Source organism: Streptomyces sp. NPDC021020, from assembly GCF_044333285.1.
Classification (GTDB): Bacteria; Actinomycetota; Actinomycetes; order Streptomycetales; family Streptomycetaceae; genus Actinacidiphila.
The window spans coordinates 59,788-78,300 of the sequence record NZ_JBIRQQ010000001.1 but is presented as its reverse complement, the minus strand read 5'-3'; the positions used below and the strand labels follow the sequence as shown (position 1 = coordinate 78,300).

At 72.1% G+C, this 18,513-nt stretch carries 17 protein-coding genes and 1 pseudogene; 11 read left to right on the top strand and 7 right to left on the bottom strand.

Annotated elements, in window-relative coordinates:
* Positions 1-155 precede the first annotated feature (155 nt).
* The 3 genes and pseudogenes from ACH4SL_RS00335 to ACH4SL_RS00325 form a co-directional block, all read left to right on the top strand.
* Positions 156-683 (top strand): hypothetical protein, encoded by a 528-nt coding sequence (locus ACH4SL_RS00335; RefSeq protein ID WP_398441031.1) that lies wholly within the window; start codon positions 156-158, stop codon positions 681-683.
* Between the two features lie 67 nt (positions 684-750).
* Positions 751-1,290: a hypothetical protein gene (locus tag ACH4SL_RS00330; protein WP_398441030.1), complete on the top strand. Its 540-nt coding sequence runs from the start codon at positions 751-753 to the stop codon at positions 1,288-1,290.
* Positions 1,262-1,731, top strand: a pseudogene (locus ACH4SL_RS00325) (class I tRNA ligase family protein); the annotation flags it as partial. The gene ACH4SL_RS00330 and the pseudogene ACH4SL_RS00325, both read left to right, overlap by 29 nt.
* A 10-nt stretch (positions 1,732-1,741) precedes the next feature.
* Here ACH4SL_RS00325 and ACH4SL_RS00320 read toward each other — a convergent pair.
* Positions 1,742-2,149 (bottom strand): hypothetical protein, encoded by a 408-nt coding sequence (locus ACH4SL_RS00320; RefSeq protein ID WP_398441029.1) that lies wholly within the window; start codon positions 2,147-2,149, stop codon positions 1,742-1,744.
* A 385-nt stretch (positions 2,150-2,534) separates the two neighbouring features.
* Between ACH4SL_RS00320 and ACH4SL_RS00315 the strand changes: the two genes are divergently transcribed.
* On the top strand, positions 2,535-2,942 hold the full coding sequence (locus tag ACH4SL_RS00315) for a hypothetical protein (RefSeq protein WP_398441028.1): 408 nt from the start codon (positions 2,535-2,537) through the stop codon (positions 2,940-2,942).
* Between the two features lie 13 nt (positions 2,943-2,955).
* Here the strand turns inward: ACH4SL_RS00315 and ACH4SL_RS00310 are convergent, their stop codons facing one another.
* Positions 2,956-6,255, bottom strand: coding sequence for a type ISP restriction/modification enzyme (locus ACH4SL_RS00310; protein ID WP_398441027.1), 3,300 nt, complete (start codon positions 6,253-6,255; stop codon positions 2,956-2,958).
* A 380-nt stretch (positions 6,256-6,635) separates the two neighbouring features.
* On the opposite strand from ACH4SL_RS00310, the gene ACH4SL_RS00305 reads away from it, so the two are divergent.
* From ACH4SL_RS00305 to ACH4SL_RS00295, 3 genes are all read left to right on the top strand, one after another.
* The gene (locus ACH4SL_RS00305; protein WP_398441026.1) at positions 6,636-8,246 is read left to right on the top strand and encodes a hypothetical protein; all 1,611 of its coding nucleotides are present in this window, start codon (positions 6,636-6,638) and stop codon (positions 8,244-8,246) included.
* Positions 8,247-8,312: 66 nt separating this feature from the next.
* Entirely contained in the window at positions 8,313-8,972 is a 660-nt protein-coding gene (locus tag ACH4SL_RS00300) for a GNAT family N-acetyltransferase (RefSeq protein ID WP_398441025.1), read from the top strand.
* Between the two features lie 120 nt (positions 8,973-9,092).
* A complete protein-coding gene (locus ACH4SL_RS00295; protein ID WP_398441024.1) occupies positions 9,093-10,886 on the top strand; it encodes a tetratricopeptide repeat protein in 1,794 nt (597 codons plus the stop codon).
* A 33-nt stretch (positions 10,887-10,919) separates the two neighbouring features.
* On the opposite strand, the gene ACH4SL_RS00290 is transcribed toward ACH4SL_RS00295, so the two are convergent.
* Entirely contained in the window at positions 10,920-11,519 is a 600-nt protein-coding gene (locus ACH4SL_RS00290; protein ID WP_398441023.1) for a GNAT family N-acetyltransferase, read from the bottom strand.
* Between the two features lie 37 nt (positions 11,520-11,556).
* Here ACH4SL_RS00290 and ACH4SL_RS00285 point away from each other — a divergent pair, with 37 nt between their 5' ends.
* Positions 11,557-12,387: an RNA methyltransferase gene (locus ACH4SL_RS00285; protein WP_398441022.1), complete on the top strand. Its 831-nt coding sequence runs from the start codon at positions 11,557-11,559 to the stop codon at positions 12,385-12,387.
* A gap of 23 nt (positions 12,388-12,410) precedes the next feature.
* Here the strand turns inward: ACH4SL_RS00285 and ACH4SL_RS00280 are convergent, their stop codons facing one another.
* Positions 12,411-13,262 carry a LysR family transcriptional regulator gene (locus tag ACH4SL_RS00280; RefSeq protein WP_398441864.1) on the bottom strand — a complete coding sequence of 284 codons (852 nt, stop codon included), beginning with the start codon at positions 13,260-13,262 and terminating at the stop codon, positions 12,411-12,413.
* A 192-nt stretch (positions 13,263-13,454) separates the two neighbouring features.
* Between ACH4SL_RS00280 and ACH4SL_RS00275 the strand changes: the two genes are divergently transcribed.
* The gene (locus ACH4SL_RS00275; RefSeq protein WP_398441021.1) at positions 13,455-13,814 is read left to right on the top strand and encodes a DoxX family protein; all 360 of its coding nucleotides are present in this window, start codon (positions 13,455-13,457) and stop codon (positions 13,812-13,814) included.
* A gap of 13 nt (positions 13,815-13,827) precedes the next feature.
* On the opposite strand, the gene ACH4SL_RS00270 is transcribed toward ACH4SL_RS00275, so the two are convergent.
* Positions 13,828-15,102: a hypothetical protein gene (locus ACH4SL_RS00270; RefSeq protein WP_398441019.1), complete on the bottom strand. Its 1,275-nt coding sequence runs from the start codon at positions 15,100-15,102 to the stop codon at positions 13,828-13,830.
* 46 nt (positions 15,103-15,148) lie between these two features.
* On the bottom strand, positions 15,149-15,985 hold the full coding sequence (locus ACH4SL_RS00265; protein WP_398441018.1) for a helix-turn-helix domain-containing protein: 837 nt from the start codon (positions 15,983-15,985) through the stop codon (positions 15,149-15,151).
* A gap of 169 nt (positions 15,986-16,154) precedes the next feature.
* Here ACH4SL_RS00265 and ACH4SL_RS00260 point away from each other — a divergent pair, with 169 nt between their 5' ends.
* Positions 16,155-16,517, top strand: coding sequence for a VOC family protein (locus ACH4SL_RS00260; RefSeq protein WP_398441016.1), 363 nt, complete (start codon positions 16,155-16,157; stop codon positions 16,515-16,517).
* Between the two features lie 55 nt (positions 16,518-16,572).
* Here ACH4SL_RS00260 and ACH4SL_RS00255 read toward each other — a convergent pair whose 3' ends face one another.
* The gene (locus ACH4SL_RS00255) at positions 16,573-17,121 is read right to left on the bottom strand and encodes an EF-hand domain-containing protein (protein ID WP_398441015.1); all 549 of its coding nucleotides are present in this window, start codon (positions 17,119-17,121) and stop codon (positions 16,573-16,575) included.
* 212 nt (positions 17,122-17,333) lie between these two features.
* Between ACH4SL_RS00255 and ACH4SL_RS00250 the strand changes: the two genes are divergently transcribed.
* Positions 17,334-18,512 (top strand): damage-control phosphatase ARMT1 family protein, encoded by a 1,179-nt coding sequence (locus ACH4SL_RS00250; RefSeq protein WP_398441014.1) that lies wholly within the window; start codon positions 17,334-17,336, stop codon positions 18,510-18,512.
* Position 18,513 lies beyond the last annotated feature (1 nt).

The following is an 18,513-nucleotide window of genomic DNA, read 5'->3' as shown; positions in this document are numbered from 1 at the left end:
GCTTCGCGGGTCGGACGAGCGCCCGTCCTGAAGAACCGGTGGACCGTACGGCTCCCGTCCGCCTCTCCACAGGGCTGTGGACAACCGCGGGCCACGACGGCACGGCCGGCCCTTCCGCCGCCTGCGCAGACCCTGGGCGTGGGTAGCGTGACGGGGTGACCACCGAGCCGCGGAGCTATCAGTACGTGGGCCCGGCCGAGCTGAAGGCCCGCGTCCGGCCCGGCGACGAGGGGCAGGGCATCCGCACCCCCGACGACCTCGCCCGCTGGCTCTCCGCCCAAGGGCCCGCGGAACGGGCCGAGCCCTTCACCTTCGTCGTCGGCACCGACGGCCTGCTGCGCCTCGCGCCGCGCCGCAGCGAGCACGTCTCCTGCGCCGGAGGGGCACCGGTCCTCAGCGCGGGCGAGATGAGCTTCCACCGGTCCGCCGACCGGTGGTCGGTCGCCGACGTCAGCAACCAGTCCACCGGCTACTGCCCCGACCCCACCTCCTGGCCGACCGTCGCCGCAGCCCTCGACCGAGCCCGCATCACACAACCCGAAGGCTTCACCCATGAGGTCGTGTTCCGCCGCTGCCCCGGCTGCGCGGAGGTCAACATCGTGCGCGAGGACGACTTCGCCTGCGTCTTCTGCCAGACGCCCCTCCCCCACTTCTGGAACGTGGACGGCCACCACATCCACTGAACCGCCCGGGACAGCACTGCGCTTGTCTCCCCGGGCCGCTGTCAGTGCCCGTTCGTAGGATCACCGCATGTCCGACGCCTTCACCGTCCTGTGGACCCACGACACCTGCCGCGCCCTGCGCAAGGCGGGGCGCGTGGGCGAACGACCGCCGGTCGCCTTCAGCGGCATCCATTCCTCCCTGCCCAGGTGGTCGCGCGCCCGCGCCGGGGACGAGGTCTACGCCCTGCACGTCAACCGCTGCGAGGTGTTCGTGGTGAGCCGGATGCGCGTGCTCGACCTGGAACGCCGCGACTGCTGCGGCGCGGCTCCCGATACCTGGCAGGACCCGACATACCCCGGGCACGCCGACTGGTCGATGCTCGGCGCCGGCGGCTGCGGCGCCCAGGCGGTGCACGTGGACGCCACCCCCGTACGCTTCGACGTACCCCTCCCCGGCGAACTCCTCACCCGACTCACCTGGCGCAACCTCCGAGGTCAGACCCGCGGCCTGAAGCACGTGGTGGACGGCCGCCTCGAACGCTCAGCCGGCCTCCAGGGCTTTTACCGCCTCACCCCCGAGTCCGCCGACGAGTTGGCGGGTGTCGTGGACAGCCGGTCGGCGAACTGACGACGCGGACGCCACGAGCGACAAGCCCGCTTACACCATCGTCATCCATCCGCCCAACGTCACCTGCTCCCTCCACCTGGGCCACGCCTTCGAGCACACGCTCATCAACCTCACCGCCGCAGGCGCATGCAGGGCTACAAGACGCCGTGGCAGCCGGGAACGGGCCAGGCAGTAATCGCGACGCAGAACATCGTCGAGCGGGTCTGGAAGTGGAAGTCCGAGTCCGGCGTTCAGATCGCCGGGCAGATGCGGCGGCTGGGCGACGGCGTCGTACGGAGCCGCGACCGCTTCACCATGGACGAGGGCCTGTCCCGCGCGGTCCGGACCGTCTTGAAGAAGATGTAGGACGACGGCGAGCTGGTGTCGATCCGCTACGGCGACGGTGAGGACAGCGTCGTAGCGACCACCCGCGCACAGACGTTGCTGGGCGACACCGCCGTCGTGGGCAGGTTCAGCGAGGCGGCCCTTGGTAGCGCTCATGCAGCGCTTTGACCTGGCGCCACCAGAAATCCCACTGCGCTTGCTTCGAGCTTCCAGGGGCGAGCAGACCGAGTTGGCGGGCCAGTGCGTAGAAGCCGGGACCCGCGTCGTTTACGTCGAGGTACTGCACCAGGGCGGAAATCATCAACCCTGACGTCGGGTAGTCCCGCTCGACTATGAGCCCCAGCAGATACCCCAGCGCGGCCCGTTCGCCGGCCTCCTCAAAGTCAAACCGCGCGAGACCTGTTCTGTCTGCGAGGATCACGTTGAGTTCGGTGTACGAGGTGAGCCGACCGAGCTTGGCGCGCCCCTTCAGAAATTCCAGGCCAGCCCGGACGAGCTCGTCCCAGTCCTCGTCAGTTCGGCCGTACCCAGCCACGGCGGCTCCCAGTTCAGTGAACGCATGCCGGTGCTGATTGTGCCGCGTCCTCCCTCACACTCGTGGTGCTTTCGCTCTTCTGCACCGTAGGCACCCCGGTGTGCATGCACCGCTGCCTCCGCTGGTCTGAGCACCCTCGTCCACATCGGGCCGGAGCCCAAAGGGCGTTGCTGTGCTCGCGCGCCGACCGTGACGGCAATTCAGCCGCTGTGAATCAGCATCTGCGCACGACCGATACAGAAGACACACTCTCCGGTAGAGCGTCGAGCAGCGCCGCCGGAGCGAGGTGGGCCCGATTCGCGCACCGCTTCTCTGGGGCTTCGACTGCCCGGCTGGCGGAGTGGAGGCGTCGCTGCTGTCCGTTGGGCGTGCTAGGCATGGCCTCATGCACTCTGCCGCACCCCTGCCTCACCTGGATCTCACGGAAGCGCAGTGGAGACTCCTGGCACGGCTGGCCGAAGGATCGGTTCCGGACCCGAGCGATCGGATGGCCTTTTTCGAGGCGCTGGCCTTGGACGGGCTGGATGCGGATCTGGCTCGGGAGGAGTTGCCGACGCTCCGTTGGATGAAGCTGGTGGACCTGGCCGACGGTTGGCTGGCGCTCACGGATCTGGGTGCTGCAGTGCACTTCCGGGCGTTGTACGAGTCCTCGCAGGAGAGGCTGGCCGAGATAGCCCGCCTGGCCGACCTCCGCAAGGCGGTTGCCCCGCTCTTCGCACGGGCGGTGCGAAGTGTGGCTGATGGCTCCTGCTCACTGCCCGAGGCGCTGGCGGGTATGGACGAGACCCGGTGAGACGCGGCGGGGATCACCGAACCTCGTGCCCCTCGAAGAGGACGTCGACCGCGGCATGGCGCGCCTTTCGGGCAGCTGCGGCAACGGGCAGCGCCCCGGCAGCAGTCAGCTCCGCTTCCGTGATGACGGGGCCGGCCAGGATCTGCCCCAACAGCTCGCTCTGGGTCGATTCGAGGTCCGTGAGTCGGCGGAGTACCGAGAGCAGGTCGATGAGTTCCGTCGTCCACTCGTGAGGCCAGCGCTCCGCGTGGATGTCGTCCAGGGGGCTCGTCCGCTTGCTCGTCGGCGAGGCCTTCCGGTAGCCGAACCACTTGCTGACGACCTTCATGCCGCCGACGTCGTACGCCCACACGACGTCGGGAACGGGAGCGAATGAGCCGTCCCCGACGTAGAGCGTCCTTGCCACTGCCTGGTACTCCAGTCGATCAGGTATGCGGCTGCCGATCTGTGTCAGGTAGCGGACCTGCCGCTCGTCCCCCAGGGGGAACTGCACTTCACCGCCGAGCCGCCCGAGCGCGGGGTCGGCGCACCGTTCGCCGTAGGTCGAGGCCCAGAGGATTTCCCGGCCGAGTCCGACGGCGCGTACCCACAACGCACCGTCTCGGGTCAGGGGTACGCGTACGCCCGGCGTCAGCAGTTCCTCGGCGAACCTCTGGGTGAAGGCGTCATGGCCGGCCACAGCCACGACATAAGCGGCGAGGTCCGTGGCCGTGACTCGGGCCTGGTCCACTGCGCGGCCCAGGTGGGCGAGCAGTCCAGGAGGCAGGTTCGGCGACCCGTCCGGGTGCAGGAGCGGCATGATCCGACCCCCGCGGCCGTTGAAGTGGTCGTTGTCCGGGATGAGGTGAGTGGCCACGAGCGCCGGGCCGGAGTCGATCTTGTGGGCGACTTGCTGGTTGAGAAAGAGTTGCCCTTCCTGAAGGGACGCCCAAAGGTCGGACCGCGGACGGTCGAGCACGCGGTTGTCGGCGATCAGCCACTGGCGGTCGAAGCTCCGCAGGGACATGCGTACGAGGTCGGGGTGAACGTCGGTTTCCTGTGCCAACGAATAGAGGCGCACAGGCCGACCCGGTAGCGGCTCTCTTCGGGTATGGAGATCACGACCTTGCGTTTCCTTGAAGTGCTCGGACTTGAGGACGGGGTCGCCACCTCGAATCAGCGTGGTCCAGCGCCGACGAAGCACGTCGTCCGACGGGTCGCTCACCCAGGAGCGGTTGGACTTCATACCGGGGCTGCCCCACGGGAACAGGTCGTCCAGCGCGGGGAAGTCCTCCCAGCCGGACTGGGTGAGAGGCGTGAACGGCCGCGGCCTGCGGGAGTGTGCGTCACGCCAGCCGTCGTCATCGATCTGCACCGCGTGCAACTGGTCGAACTTGTCAGCCCGGCGGCCGGCGAGAGCTCGGTAGTGCACCCTCGCCCGGTGGTCCTCGCCCCGCTCGGCACCTGCCTTGCGGACGAATATGGAGATCGCCAACGGCTGTGCAACGCCGGGGAAAGGGCGTGTGGCCACGTCGGAGCGGTGTCCCTCCGGTGACAGGTTGATGATCCAGCCCTCGTCGCAGGTGCGACGCAGGTACTCCCGCATGCCGCGGCCGCCGGGCCCCGTGGCCCAGCCGGAGGGCGTGATGAAGCAGACCACGCCGTGGCGTTCGCCGTCGTCCGCGTCGAAGACCTTCCAGGTGGCCCAACGCCAGAAGTACACGTACATGTTCTTGAGGACGTGCTCGTAGCGCCCGTTGCCCGAATAGCGGAAGGCGTCGAGCAGGGGCACCTCGGCGCGGTCGGTGCGCTTCTCCACCCAGCCGCCGCGGTCCTCGGCCTTGTCGTCGTAGGGCGGGTTGGCGATCACGACGGTCACGGGGACGTTGGCCTTGACCTTGTTCGCCCGCCGTCGGGACTCGGACAGGGCGTCGTACGTGGACGCCAGGTATTCGTCCTCGACGAACGGGTTGTCCAGCGTGTCGGTGACGAAGAGGTTGAGTCCGCCCTCGGGCAGCGGGGTCTCGTAGCGCTTCAACAGGTCGGAGGCCCGCAACTCGGCAACGGCGAACGGTCCCATCTGCATCTCGAACCCGTACAGCCGCGGGACGAGGCGCGAGATGGCGTCGGCGGACATCGCATGTCCGGATGCCTCAGCGGCCTGCTCGGCGACCCGTTCGATGATCGTATGGAGAAAGGTCCCGGTGCCCATGGCGGGATCGACGATCCGAACGGCGTCGCTGCCGAACCCGTCGGGGTGACCGAGCCGCGTGCGCAGCACGTCCTCGGTGAGACGCACCATCTCGTGGACGACCTCGTGCGGGGTGTAGTACGAGCCGCTTCTCTGGCGCAGCACCGGGTCGTAGATCGTGAGGAAGTGCTCGTAGAGGTGGAGGTAGGCGTCACGGTTGCCGGTGCGGATGGCAGGCCAGTCCACCTGGGCGATGGTCCGGCGCAGCAGTTCCAACGTGACGGTGAACCGTTCGTTGACGTTGTCGGTGAGGAGTTGGAGAGCCTTCCCCATGAGGGCGTGGTCGGCGTCAAGACGGCGCCCGATGTCGTGGAGGCCGATTCCCTCTTCGAGCACGTCTTCGGAACGGGCGAGCAGCAGGGCGAAGGTGACTGCCTGGGCGTAGCCGTCGGCGAAGGTCGAGTCATCCGCGGACGGGAACAACATGCGCCGCCAGTCGTTCTTGAGCCCCGTGAACGGCCGGGCGCGGACATCGTCGTCGCTCCTGGACGACCGCGCCTCGGCTGACAGCTGTTCGAGAACGGCAGCGCGCAGCAACCGGCAGAGCGGAGCAACGTGTTGCACGAGCCGGGCAACGCGTCTGATGGCCTGCGGCTTCCACACCAGGAACTGCTTCAGCAGCGCATCCAGCGCGCCCGGGTCCACCGGAGCCAGACTCTCGCCCGCGGAACGGAGCGTTCCTCTGAAGTAGACCGTCTCGCCGAGCTGCCGTCCGTCGCGGAACAACCGCCACTCGGTGCCGTTGGAGTACAGCAGGTTGGGCAGATTCCGCAGCTTCTCCCACTGCTCACGGTTGCTCTTGCCGAAGGTGTCGGGGTCGACCGACAACCCCGGCTTCTTGAGTTCGATGTAGCCGACCAGCTCGCCGCTCGCGCGGACGGCATAGTCGGGTCGGATGCCGAGGTCGGGGACGCGGAATTCGTCGTGCCAGGAGACCTCGTGCTGCTCGTGGTGCTCGCCGACAGCCTGGAGCAGCGCCTCGAGGGGTGCGCGGATGGAGGCTTCCGGGCTGCCGCCGCCCGACAGTTTGACCTTGCAGGCACGTCCGAACTCCGACACGGCAGCGAGCAGCCAGTTGTCCAACCCCCCTGACATCTTCCCCCCAAGGATCGAGTCAGGGCGCCGATGTTATCTACGTACGGTCATCAGGGGAAGACAGATGGTCAACATGCGATCGATTCGCCGGAGCACTGCGGGGGCGCATTCACCCGGATCCGCATAGCTGCGGGCGGCGTCTGCCGTACTCTTCGGCACTGGACGCCGGCGGCGTAAGGCCGCGGGACGCCCCTGGGGGAGGAGAGCGCATGCAGGACCCTTCGGACTCGATGGAGGCCGCTGAGCCCGGAGGGAGGAGCGGGAGCGGTACCACCGACTCACATTCCGCAGGCTCCCCGGCACCCGGCTCGGGTCGCGACTCGGCGGCGGCATCGACGGTGCTCGTGGAGGTTCGGCCCGGGGTTGCCGTGGCCTTCGGGGAAGTCCCGGCGGAGCTCGCTGCGGAGCTCAAGCTCGATCCGGTCGATGTGGGGCTCCTGTCGGGCGACGACCGAACGCGGATCTCGGCAGCGCTCGCCTCGATCGGCAACACGGCCACCGTGGGCGGCAATCTGGCGAACGCGTTCGCCAGTGTGGAGGGTGTCTACCGACTCAGTGACACCACGCGGGCGTTTCTGAACGCCGGAGGAACGCTCGCGGTCAAGGACGGGGCGAATCTCGGAGGAGTGTTCGCCAACGGCCGGATCGTTCATCAGGCTCGCCTGATCCCGGTGACCGCGGTGAGCGCGGCCGAGTTCGCGGTCGCCATCGGGCCCGCGCTGGCCATGGTCGCGCTCCAGATGATGCTGAGCCAGGTCACAGGCCTTGTCAGAACCAACATTGCGCTGACGAGCGAGGTTCTCACGACGATGCGCCTCGGCCAGTGGGCCGAGCTGACGGCGCTGGTCGACACCATCGATCGCGCGGTCCGCCGCGCGCAAGAGCTCGGGTCGGTCGCGACGACCGAGTGGGAGAAGGTCGCGGCCAAAGAGGACGCCCTGCGTAAGCAGCGCGAGACGTACCGGCTGAACGTCGGCGAACACGTCCGGCAACTCGGTCGGCTCGCCACGCATGAACGACGTCAGTACCTCGAGACGAACGCCAAGGCGATCATCTTCGACGCCCATGCCCTCCTGTCCTCGCTCAAGGCATGGGCGGGGTACCAGACGCTCCACGCTGCGCGTGCGCGAGCCGTCGGGCGTGCGGAGGCCGACGAGGCGCAGCTTGTCGAGATCATCGAGCGCGAGACCGGTGAAGAGCTCGGCACCGCCCTGGCCGAGACGAGGAGCCTCGTCGGCTCGCTGACGCGGGAGCTGCGGATCATCGCCGAGCTGCCGGGGCGCGCGACGGTGCCGTTGCTGGGGAAGCGGAAGGACGCGAAGAAGGCCCGGCTCACCAGCGCCCAGCTGCTGGAGGCGATCCAGCCACTTGCCGACGCCCTCGACCCGCCGGTCCCGCTGCCGGAAATCCCCGGTGTCGTCTGCGCACCCAGGTCACTGGAACCGGACCGGTATCTCCACATCCTCCGCTGGTTCCTGAAGGATGGTGAGACCCTCCGCGTCCTGGGCCTCGACGCCCCCGCCGGGATCGGTGCGATCCTCGACGGCGCGAAGGAGAAGGTGGCGCCGGCGATGGACAGAGCCGCGGCAAGGAATCTGGTCGCCGTCACGGATCGCCGCATCATCACGGCCAGGTCGACCACGTTCCTCGGGCAGGGCGAGATCAGTCAGGACATCCCGGTCGACCGGGTGCGGTACGTCCGAGCACCGGCCGCACGGGACGGAAGCGGTCGCCCGGTCGTCGACCTCATCACGTCCGACGACAACATCCGGTGGATCTTCGACGCCGACGTCGACGATGCTCAGGTGGCAGGGCTCGCAGCCGTGCTGGCCGAGTCGATGAACATCCCGGACGAAGAGCGCGCCCTGCTCCGGCAGCCCCGCCACACCCCGCTGGCGGCGGGCTCGGCGGGCGAGAGCGCCGGTTCGACGTCAGTGGAGCAGCCAGGATCCGAGTCTCCGGTCAGCGACGCCGGATAGATCACCCGAAGTGATGGGGGCGGAAAACGAGGTGACGCCGGCCTCGCCGGGGTCCGACCATGGCTCATGCTGACGGACCACTGGCCCCTGACGGGGCTGCGCGTGAACACCCCCCGCCTGGAGCTGCGGCTGCCCTCCGAGGAAGAGCTCGGCGAGCTCGCGGATCTGGCTGCCGAGGGCATCCACGCGGCGGATCGGATGCCGTTCCTCGTGCCGTGGACGGATCTGCCGCCCGCCGAGCGGGCTCGCTCCGTGGTGCAGCACCACTGGCTGCGGCTCGGGGACTGGGCGCCCGACAACTGGGCGCTGAACCTCTGCGTCTTCGAGGGCGGCCGCGTCGTCGGGCTGCAGGCCCTCGCCGCCCGGGATTTCGCCGTGCTGCGGCAGGTGAGCACGGCTTCGTGGCTGGGCCTGCGGCACCAAGGGCGGGGGATCGGGACGGAGATGCGCGCCGCCGCCCTGCATCTTGCCTTCGCCGGGCTGGGCGCGGTGGATGCGCTGTCGGGCGCCCTGGAGGACAACCCCAGCTCCTTCGCCGTGTCCGGGAAGCTCGGGTACGAGAGCGACGGCGTCGAGCAGCGGGCCGTCCGCGGCCGGCGCGTGACGCTGCGGCGTCTGCGCCTGCCGCGTGCCGGGTGGGAGGCGCACCGGTCCGTCCCCGTCACGGTCACCGGCCTCGCGCCCTGCGTGGGGCTCTTCGGCATCTCGGCGGAGGCGGCCTCCTGAACCCACCGCACCGGTCGGTAGGCTGCGCGCTCGCGGGCGCGAGGGGGCCCGCCACGGCGAGGGGGCGCAATGGTGCTGGACACAAGGGCGGAAGACTCGGTGAGGTCGTGCCGGCGGAACGTGGCCGCCGGGCGGCTCCGGCAGGCGGCGTTCCACCTCGGGCAGGCGCTGTTCCACGATCCCGGGGTGGTGGACTGCTACACCGCGCTCGGTGAGGTGGCCGAGGCCGCCGGGTCGTCCGGGGCGGCGCGGGAGCTGTTCAAGGGGGACGGCACCTCGGTCTTCCCGGGGAACGCGGCGGCGATCATCGCGCTGATGGCCGCCGAGGGGCAGGTGGCCGACGCGGTCGAGCTGCTCGGGTCGCTGGTCGGCGTTCATCCGGAGAAGCCGTGGGCCGCCGCGCCCTGGTTCGGCGAGCAGCAGATACCGCCGGTGTCCGTGGGCATCGCCGTGTCGGCGATCTGGGGGGCCGTCGACAATCCGGCGCCGCCGGAAACGGTGGACGCGCTGGCGCCCTGGCTGGCGCTGGCGCGGAAGGCCGCGGCGGATCCGGCCGCCGGGGCCGACGTCCTGTGCGCCCTTTCCGCGCTGGCCAGACGGCTCGGGGCGCACGAGGAGGCGATCGCGTGGTGCGGCGCGGCCGAGCAGGCCGAGAAAGCCGCGGGCCGCGTGACGCAGCAGACCCTGATCATGCTCGGCTACGCCCACCAGGACGCCGGACAGCCCGAGCGGGCGATCGAGGTGTGGGAGCGCGCCGTCGCACTGCCGCCGAAGAACGCCGATCTCCTCCTGGACCTGGTGGACCTCACGCACGACCAGGGCGACTTCGCGCAGTCGCTGAGCTGGGCCGAGCGCGCGGTCGCAGCCGACCGCAAGGGGGTCAAGCCCCGGGCGGCGCTCCTCGCGGCCCGCTACCGCGCGGGCGGGAAGGGCAGCGACGCCGACCGGCTGGCGGAACTCGTCGATCTCGCCCTGGCCCACCCGGAGGTCCCCTACCTGCGCACGTGCGTGTCGCGCGCGTCGGAGGGAGCGGCCTGGCTCCAGGCGGTGCCGCCGCCCACCGAGGCGATCGCCCGGGCCTTCGGCCACCTGGCCGGGACGGAGTCGGACGGGGGGCGGGTCACCGATGTCAGCTCGCGCGCGACGTCCCTCGAAGCGCCGACGCCGACGACCCTCTTCCACACGCGCTTTCCCGGCTCGACGATCGCGGTGCCGGATCCGTCCGAGCCGGACCCGCGCATCCCCGCCGCAACGGACTTCGGTCCGCCGCTGTGGACGTACGACGGCACCCGGGCCACCGCGTCCGTGCCGCCGCCCGCGCCGGAGGCCGTCGACCTCCTCCACCGTGTCGCGGCTGGCATCTGGGCCGATCCGCTGACCGCTTACGACCGGGCCGCGGCCTTCAGCAAGCTGGACGCGGCCGATCTCCTCGGGCTGCTCGCCCACATGCCCGCGCCGCGGGACGCCCCATGGGTGACCGTCCAACGCGAACGCCCGCTGTACTGGGAGCGGTTGGCCCAGGTCTGGGTGTGCCTGGGCATCCTGCACCACCGGCCGGAGGAGCTGTGGCAGCGGTCCGCCCGGCGCGCCCTGCTGCTCCGGCTGCTCTTCGGGCCCGACGACTGGACCGTCGACGCGGCCGCGTTCGCCCTGTGCGTCGCCGCGTGGCACGACCCCGGTCACCGTACGGAGATCGCGGACGCCGTCGCGCGGCGCTACCGGCACGCCGCCCGCGCGGTCGGCAGACGCCCCACCGCACTGCACGACCCGCTGGCCCTGGTCGTGCTGATCTGCCCGGGCGTCGATGCCGGGACCGTGGCCCTCGCCCGCAAGAACCTGGACCGGGAGGGCCCCCACTGGAAGGACCCTCGTCGGTGGGCGCTCCCCAAGTGGTCGCGTCGCAGGGATCGGTAGCGCCGCCCGGGCGGGGGGACGCCTTCCGGCGTCTCAGGAGCGGCCGCCCGCGAACGCGGCCGGGGCGAAGGTGAAGGCCACATAGCCGCGGCCGGCGGTCTCGAAGGAGGCCGCCTCGGTCATGCCGTAGTGGCGGTGGACCGCGAGGGAGCGGGCGTTCGCGGTCTCGACGAAGGCGACGGCGAGGTCGTAGTCGTCCTTCAGGGCGCGGCTGAGGGTGGTGAGGAGGCGGGTCAGGATGCCGCGGCCCTGGAAGTGGTCGTCGACGGCGACGGGGCCGTAGAGGAAGAGGCGGCCCAGGTCGCGGCCGGCCGCCGCCTTCGTGACCGCGGCGACGGCTGCCGTGGCCGGGTGCTCCGGGGGGAGCGGGCCGGGCTCGCTCGTGACGGCGAAACCCGCGAGTTCGCCGGGGGCGCCGGGGGCATGAGCGGCATCAGCTTCTTCCGTGGCCTCCGCGACGAAGATGCCGGGGCCGTCCTGGAAGCGGGCGAGGATGTCGGGCGTCATCGTGCCCTGCACGAAGCCGCGGCGGGCGCGCTCCTCGTCGCTGAGTCCCGTCCCGCGGGCCTTGTCCATCAGGGCGAGGATCGCCGCGTGGTCTTCCGGACGGGACCTGCGTACCGTGATCGTCATACCGAGACCATAGGCGGCGCCCGTGGAGATGCAGAGGATGGCAGTGCAGCGGATCACGACGCGCAACGCCCGCTTCCAGCAGTTGCAGACGCTGCTCGGCAACCGCACCAAGCGGGGGCGCGCGGGGGAATTCCTCGTCCAGGGCGTGCGGCCGATCTCCATGGCCGTCGAACACGGCTGGACGGTACGGGCGTTGCTCTACGACGCCGGGCGGCCGCTCTCCCGGTGGGCCGAGGAGCTGCTGCGCGGGACGGCGACCGAACGGGTCGCGATGGCACCGGAGTTGCTCGCCGAGTTGAGCGAAAAGGCAGACGGGGCCGCGGAGATCATCGCGGTGGTGGAGATGGCACCGGACGACCTGTCGCGGATCAGGGTCCACGACAACTTCCTCGGCCTGGTCTTCGACCGGCCGACGCAGCCCGGCAACATCGGGAGCATCGTCCGCTCGGCGGACGCGTTCGGCGCCGACGGCCTTGTCGTGACCGGTCATGCGGCGGATCCGTACGACCCCAAGTCGGTGCGGGCGTCGACCGGTTCGCTCTTCGCGCTGCCCGTGGTGCGCAGCCCGTCGCACCACGAGGTGACGCGGTGGCTCGCGGGCGAGCGCGCCCAGGGGCGGCCGGTGACGGTCGTCGGGACGGACGAGCACGGCGACGCCGACATCGCGGAGACGGATCTCACCGGGCCGGTCCTGCTGCTCGTCGGCAACGAGACCGCCGGTCTGAGCACGGCGTGGCGCGGCCTGTGCGACCACGTGGCCTCCATCCCGATGACCGGCTCCGCCAGCTCCCTCAACGCCTCGAACGCCGCCTCCGTCGTCCTCTACGAGGCGCACCGCCAGCGCCGGGCGAAGCAGCACCGGGGCTGAACCCGGGCCACACGTCAGGGGGTTCAGCGGCGGTACGCCGCGGTCGCCGCCTCGACGAAGGAGCGGACCAGGGGGTTGGTGTCGCCCTCCTGCCACGCCGCGACCACCCGGCTCGGCGGCATGCCGTCCAGCGGCACGACCGCCAGCTCCGCGGACAGGTCGTGGCCGAGCGGGGCCAGGCCCACCGTGCCGTTCCACAGCACGGCCTGGAGGCATTCGTGGACGGCCCGCACGACCGGGCCCTCGCGCGGGCGGCCGCCGTTCCAGTACGCCTGCCAGACGGGGTCGGTGTCCGGCGGGAAGCGGAACCAGGGGCGGTCGTCGAGGTCCGCCGGGCGCAGCCGGTCGCGCCCGGCGAGCGGGTCGTCGGCGCGCAGCACCACGCCGACCGGGTCCGTGCGCAGCGTGCGTACGGTCAGCGCGGTCTCGTCGAACGGCGCCCGGGTCAGGGCGACATCGACGAGCCCGGCGCGCAGCCCGCACGTCGGGTCGGTCAGGTCGGTGTCGCGCACGTGGATCCGGACGCCGGGGTGCTCGCGGCGGTAGGCGGCGGCGAGCCGGGCCGCCCCCGGGTCGGTGCCGTCGCCCAGGATGCCGACGGTGAGGGCCGCGCGGCCGGCCGCGGCGCCCACCCGTACCCGGACGCGGTCGGCGTGGGCGAGCAGGGCCCGCGCCTCCGCCAGCAGCACCGCGCCGACCGGTGTGAGCGCGACGCCCGCGGGCGAGCGGGTCAGGAGCGGGGCCCCGGCCTCGTCCTCCAGCCGCCGGATCGCCCGGCTCAGCGGCGGCTGGCTCATGTGCAGCCGGGTGGCGGCGCGCCCGAAGTGGAGCTCCTCGGCGACCGCGACGAAGTAGCGCAGGGTACGCAGCTCCAGATGCTCCACGCTGCCACGATACCCGCGGGGTATCGGCGGCGCGGAAGAGGTCCTGGACACCGGCGGGGGCCCGGCGGTGCACTCGTGTCACACCCCATCTCGTGCCGCGCCAGCCGCGGACCTCACCGACCGCGCGCCGCACCGACCGCCGCAGCAACCGCCCACCGCGCCCACCGCCCCCGAACGGGAACCATGGACATCGCCTACTGGATCGTCGCGAGCCTGCTCGCCCTCTTCTACGTCTACGCGGGGACGCTGAAGCTCACCCGCAGCCGCGAGCAGCTCCGTCCGATGATGGCCTGGGTCGACCGCATGCCGCTGCCCGCCGTCCGGGCGCTGGGAGCCGTCGAGCTGCTCGGCGCGGCCGGCCTCGTCCTGCCCCCGCTGACCGGCGTCGCCCCCGTACTGGCACCCGCCGCCGCGGCCGGCTTCCTCCTCCTCCAGGCCGGCGCGATCCGCGTCCACCTGACCGGCGAGGACCGCCGGATCACCCTCAACCTCGGGCTTGTCGCCGTCACGGCGGCGGCGCTGTGGCTGGCCGTCGTGCGGTGAGCCGGGCCCGGGGTCAGGAGGTGTAGCGGGCCGTTTTGTAGTCGTTGCCGGCCGTGCGCTTCACGGCCTTGTCGCTCCAGCTGTTGGGGGTGGCCAGCCGCCAGGCCTTGCGCAGGACCGCGTGCTCCGCGCGGTTCATGGTGACGTACCACTGGCCGTAGCGGCACCAGCCCATGGGCTCGTCGCTCTCCGTCGCCACCGCGCGCACCAGCTCGGCCACCGCCGGGCGCAGCTCGTCCTCGTGCGCGGCCTGCGCCTCCAGGTACTGGTTCATCCGGTAGGTGGCCTGGTCGCCGTGCTGGAACATCGCGTACGCGGAATCCTCCATGTGCAGCCCGTGCTCCCCCAGAACGGCGGTGCCGCTGCGGACGACCTGCTCCTGGGAGTGCTGCGCGACCCCGGCGTTGAGCCGGTTGAGCAGGCGGGCCTTCTCGTTCGACGCCTCGGCGATCTGGCCGCCGCCGGCCATGGCGCCCATCGTGGAGTAGGCCTCGTGCAGGTCGTAGTCGCCGGTGTAGAGGTACGTGCGCCACCGCGGGTCGCCCTTGAGCGCGGTCAGGGCCGCGCCGCCGCCCTGCTGCCCCACCGTGAACGGCACGTACTGCTCGCCGCCGGGCCCCTCCTGGACGATGCCCAGGTCCAGGATGCTCTGCGGCGGCCTGTCGATCCGTACGCCGACGAGCCCCTGGCCCGCGTTCCAGTGGCCGACGAAGCCGTCCAGGTCCTCGCTCTCCAGCCAGCGCAGCACCGCCGCGGGATCGCCGGGCGCCTGGCCCGGACCCGCGCCGTAACTCTTGTTGACGGAGCCGGGCTTGATGGACTTCTCCAGGATGGTGTGGGGCTTGGGCTTGGCGCCCTCCTCGATACGCTTGACGGAATACCTGCCCGTCTCGCGCACGGCGATGGTGTAGTGGTATTTCGTGCACACCGCCGAGATGGGCGCCCAGTGGTTCTCCCACGCGATCTCCCGGAGCGCGGCCGCGCGGGGGCCGGGCGTGACCGTCCCGGGCGTCCGCGGCGCCCCGGGGGTGTAGACGGCGGCCTGGAATTTACGCGCCGCGGTGAGCGCCTCCGCCTGCCCGCCGTCCTCCCCGCCCGTCACGCGCTGCACGGGCGCCCCTCGCCGGCCCCCCTCGATCATGCGCGTCACCGCGGTGTTGCCGGCACTGCGCTGGAGCTCCGCGGCCTCGGACGAAGCCCCGGCCCCCTGCCGTACCGCCGCGGCCGCCCTGCGGGGGAGCCCGCCCTTCTCCGGCCGGTCCTTGGCGTACATACTGCGTCCCCTCACCCGTCGATCTTCCTTCGTACCCGATTCTTCTCCGGGCGAGAAGTGCCTATCCGGCCCCGTTGCGGCCGCGCGGGGGCCGGGACCCGTCGGGGATCAGCAGGCGGCGCAGCGACGTGGGAGTACGGCCGAGGTGGTGCTGGAGGGTGCGGGTCAGGTGGGACTGGTCGGCGAAGCCGAGGTCGGCGGCGAGGGCGGCGAGGCTGGGCTCGCCCTGCTCCAGGCGGTCGAGGGCGCGGGCGACGCGGACGCGGTTGCGGTAGCGGGTGAGGGAGACGCCCAGCTCGCGGGTGAAGGCGCGGCTGAGGCGGTACGGGGAGGCGTCCAGCAGCCGGGCGAGCGGGAGCAGGCCTTCGGCGGCCGGGTGGGCCGCGGTGATCGCCTCGCGGGCCGCCGCGACGAGCGCGGCGTCGCCCCCGGAGCGGGGGGCGGGGGCGGTGACGGCGCGGGCGAGGGTCGCGGCGAGCAGGCCGAGCAGCTCCTCCGTGAGCGCGTAGTCGACGTCGCCGCTCCGCGCGCTCGCGAGCAGGCGGCGGTGGGCGAGGTCGAGGGGCGCGTCGGCGTAGAGGCTCGGGGCGGGCGGGCGCGTGGCGTCGCCGGCCAGGGTGCGCCAGAGGGCCGGGGTCACGCTCACGGACGTGCAGTCGTCGCCGCCCGCGGGGTGGGCGAAGTGCTCCTCCTCGCCGGGGACGCCGACGTAGGCCGTCGTCGCGTCGATGTCGGCGGCGGTGCCGGACGCGCGGCGGCGGAAGCGGCCGCGGCGGACGAGCACCACCCGGTAGTCGTCGTGCACTTCGGGCGCCGACCAGCGCGTGTGGTCGTCCCGGCAGGACACAGCGGTGACGCTGAAGTCGGGCCGGGCGGCGAGGGTGATGGCCGAGCGCACACCCGAACGCTAGCCGGGGGGTCTGACAACGCCCGGCCCGCAAGGATGTCCAAGACCGTACGGGGAGGGTCCCGGCAGGCTGGTCCGCGTGCCTCCCGACCGGCGTCGGGCCCCGCCGCGTGGGCCGGGGGCACGTCACGTCACCTGCCACCGTACGAAGGGTCACCCCATGTCCGTCCACGCCCTGTCCACCACGATCGTCATCGACTGCGCCGACCCGGCGGCCCTCGCCGCCTTCTACCGGACGGCCACCGGCTGGGACGTCATCTCCAGCGACGCGGAGTACGCGGCGCTCGGCGACGGCGGTCCGGTGCGGATCGCCTTCCAGCGCGTCGCGGGCCACCGGGCGCCGGACTGGCCCGCCGACCCCGCCCGCGCGCACCTCGACCTCACCGTCCGCGACGTCGGGAGCACCGTCGCCGAACTGCTCGCCGCGGGGGCGGGCAAGCCCGGTTTCCAGCCCGGCGAGGACAGTTGGGTGGTGCTGACCGACCCCGAGGGGCACCCCTTCTGCCTCGCCGCCGCTGAGTGACACCTCCCGCGGTGACGGGCCCGGCCCGTCACCGCGGGAGGGCGGGGGCACGAGGTCAGGAGTGCTGGGGCGGGACGAGGCCGCACAGGTGGGTGCCGGGGTCGGCGGGGGTGTCGCTGGTCCAGAACTGGCGCCACAGGGTGGCGAATTCGGAGCGGCTGAGGTGGCCGTCGCCGTCGAGGTCGAGCAGGTCGAAGACGCCCGTCAGGTTCTCGGGGCGGCCGTTCCACGTCTCGACGAGCCGGTGGTGCTCCTCGCGGTCGATGCGGCCGTCGCCGTCGGCGTCGACCGCGTCGAAGATGGTGTCGGCGGTCGCCGTCACCTCGGCGAGCATCGTGGGGAGTCGGTCGACGACCTGGAGCATCTCGGCGAGGTCGACCGCGCCGTCGCCGTCAGCGTCGGCGATCCCGGCGATCAGCCCCCACCAGCCCAGCAGCACGCCCTCGACGCGGTCGCGCAGCCCCGCGTCCCGGCCCACCGCGGGCAGCGCGCCCCAGCGGTCCACCAGCGCCCTGAAGTCCTCCTCCCGCAGGAAGCCGTCGCCGTCCACGTCGAACGCCGCGAACATCCCCCTGAACTTGCTCTCCTGAAACACGCTGGCCACAAGCGCCTCCCTCTCGACGCCGAACCCGGCCCCGCGCCCCGCGAGGCCGTACCCGAAACGGTAGGGGCGGACGTGCCCGCGCATCCACGGGCACATATGCGCGAGCGCGCGGCGCGCCCGGCCGGGGCGGGACGTGGACGGCGCCGGGTGCGAGCTGATCAACTCGGCGGGGGCGGCGCACTCGCGCCGGGCTCCGTGGAGGGAGAGCAGACATGACGTCCGTGCCGCCGGAGGGTGGGGCTCCCGTCGTCACCGGGGAGGTCGCCGGGTCCTTCGCGTGGGGGGTGCTGCACGAGCGGCATCCGGCGCTGGTCGCGCGGGTGCGGGGGGCGACACCGTATCCGCCGCCGCGGCAGCGGGCGTTGGACACGCTGCTCGCGGAGATCGGGGAGGGCGGGGTCGTGGCCCCACTGGACGCCGCCGAGCCCGGGGCGGACAACTGGGCGCGGTGGGGGGAGGGTTACGTGGGGCGGCGCTGGGCGGAGGTGCCGTTCCTGTGGGCCGAGAGCTTCTTCTACCGCAAACTCCTCGCCGCGCTGGGGTACTTCGCGCCGGGGGCATGGCAGGGCGTCGACCCCTTCGCGCCGTTCAAGCGGGCCGAGCTGGCCGCGGGGAAGGTCGACGAGGAGCTGGCGGCGGTGGGGCGGCTGCCGCAACTGGACCCGGCAGAGCGGGACATGGCCGTCCTGCTCTCCTCGCTGTGGGGCAACCGGGCCGATCTGGGCTTCCGGATGTCCGCGGGGGAGGGCGAGCGGGTGCCGGGGCTGGTCGCCGACGACAGCGCCGCGCTCTGGCAGATCCTGGACGGCGGGCCGCCCGGCACGGTCTGCCTCGTCGCCGACAACGCCGGGCCCGAACTGCTGCCGGACCTGGTGCTGGCCGACCACCTGCTCTGCAGCGGGCGCGCCGCGGACGTCGTGCTGCACCTCAAGCCGTATCCGTACTTCGTCTCCGACGCGACGACGCGGGACGTTCTCGACTGCCTGGACCGGATGGACGCGGGCCCCGGCGCGGAGGTGGGGCGGCGGCTGCGGGACGCGATCGGCGGCGGGCGGCTCGTCCTGCGCGCGCACCCCTTCTCCTGCGCGCCGCTGCCGTACGCGGACATGCCCGCGGACCTGCGCGCGGACTTCGCCGCCGCCACGCTCACGGTCATGAAGGGCGACCTGAACTACCGGCGCCTCGTCCAGGACCGGCTCTGGCCCGCGACGACGCCCTTCGCCGAGGTCACGGCCTACTTCCCGGGGCCGGTGGCGGCCCTGCGCACGCTGAAGTCCGACGTCGTCACCGGGCTGGACCCGCGGACGGTGGCAGGCCTGGACGGGGCGGGCGGGGCGGCCGGGAGGTGGCGTACGAGCGGGACGCACGCGCTGATCCAGGTCAGGGCGTAAC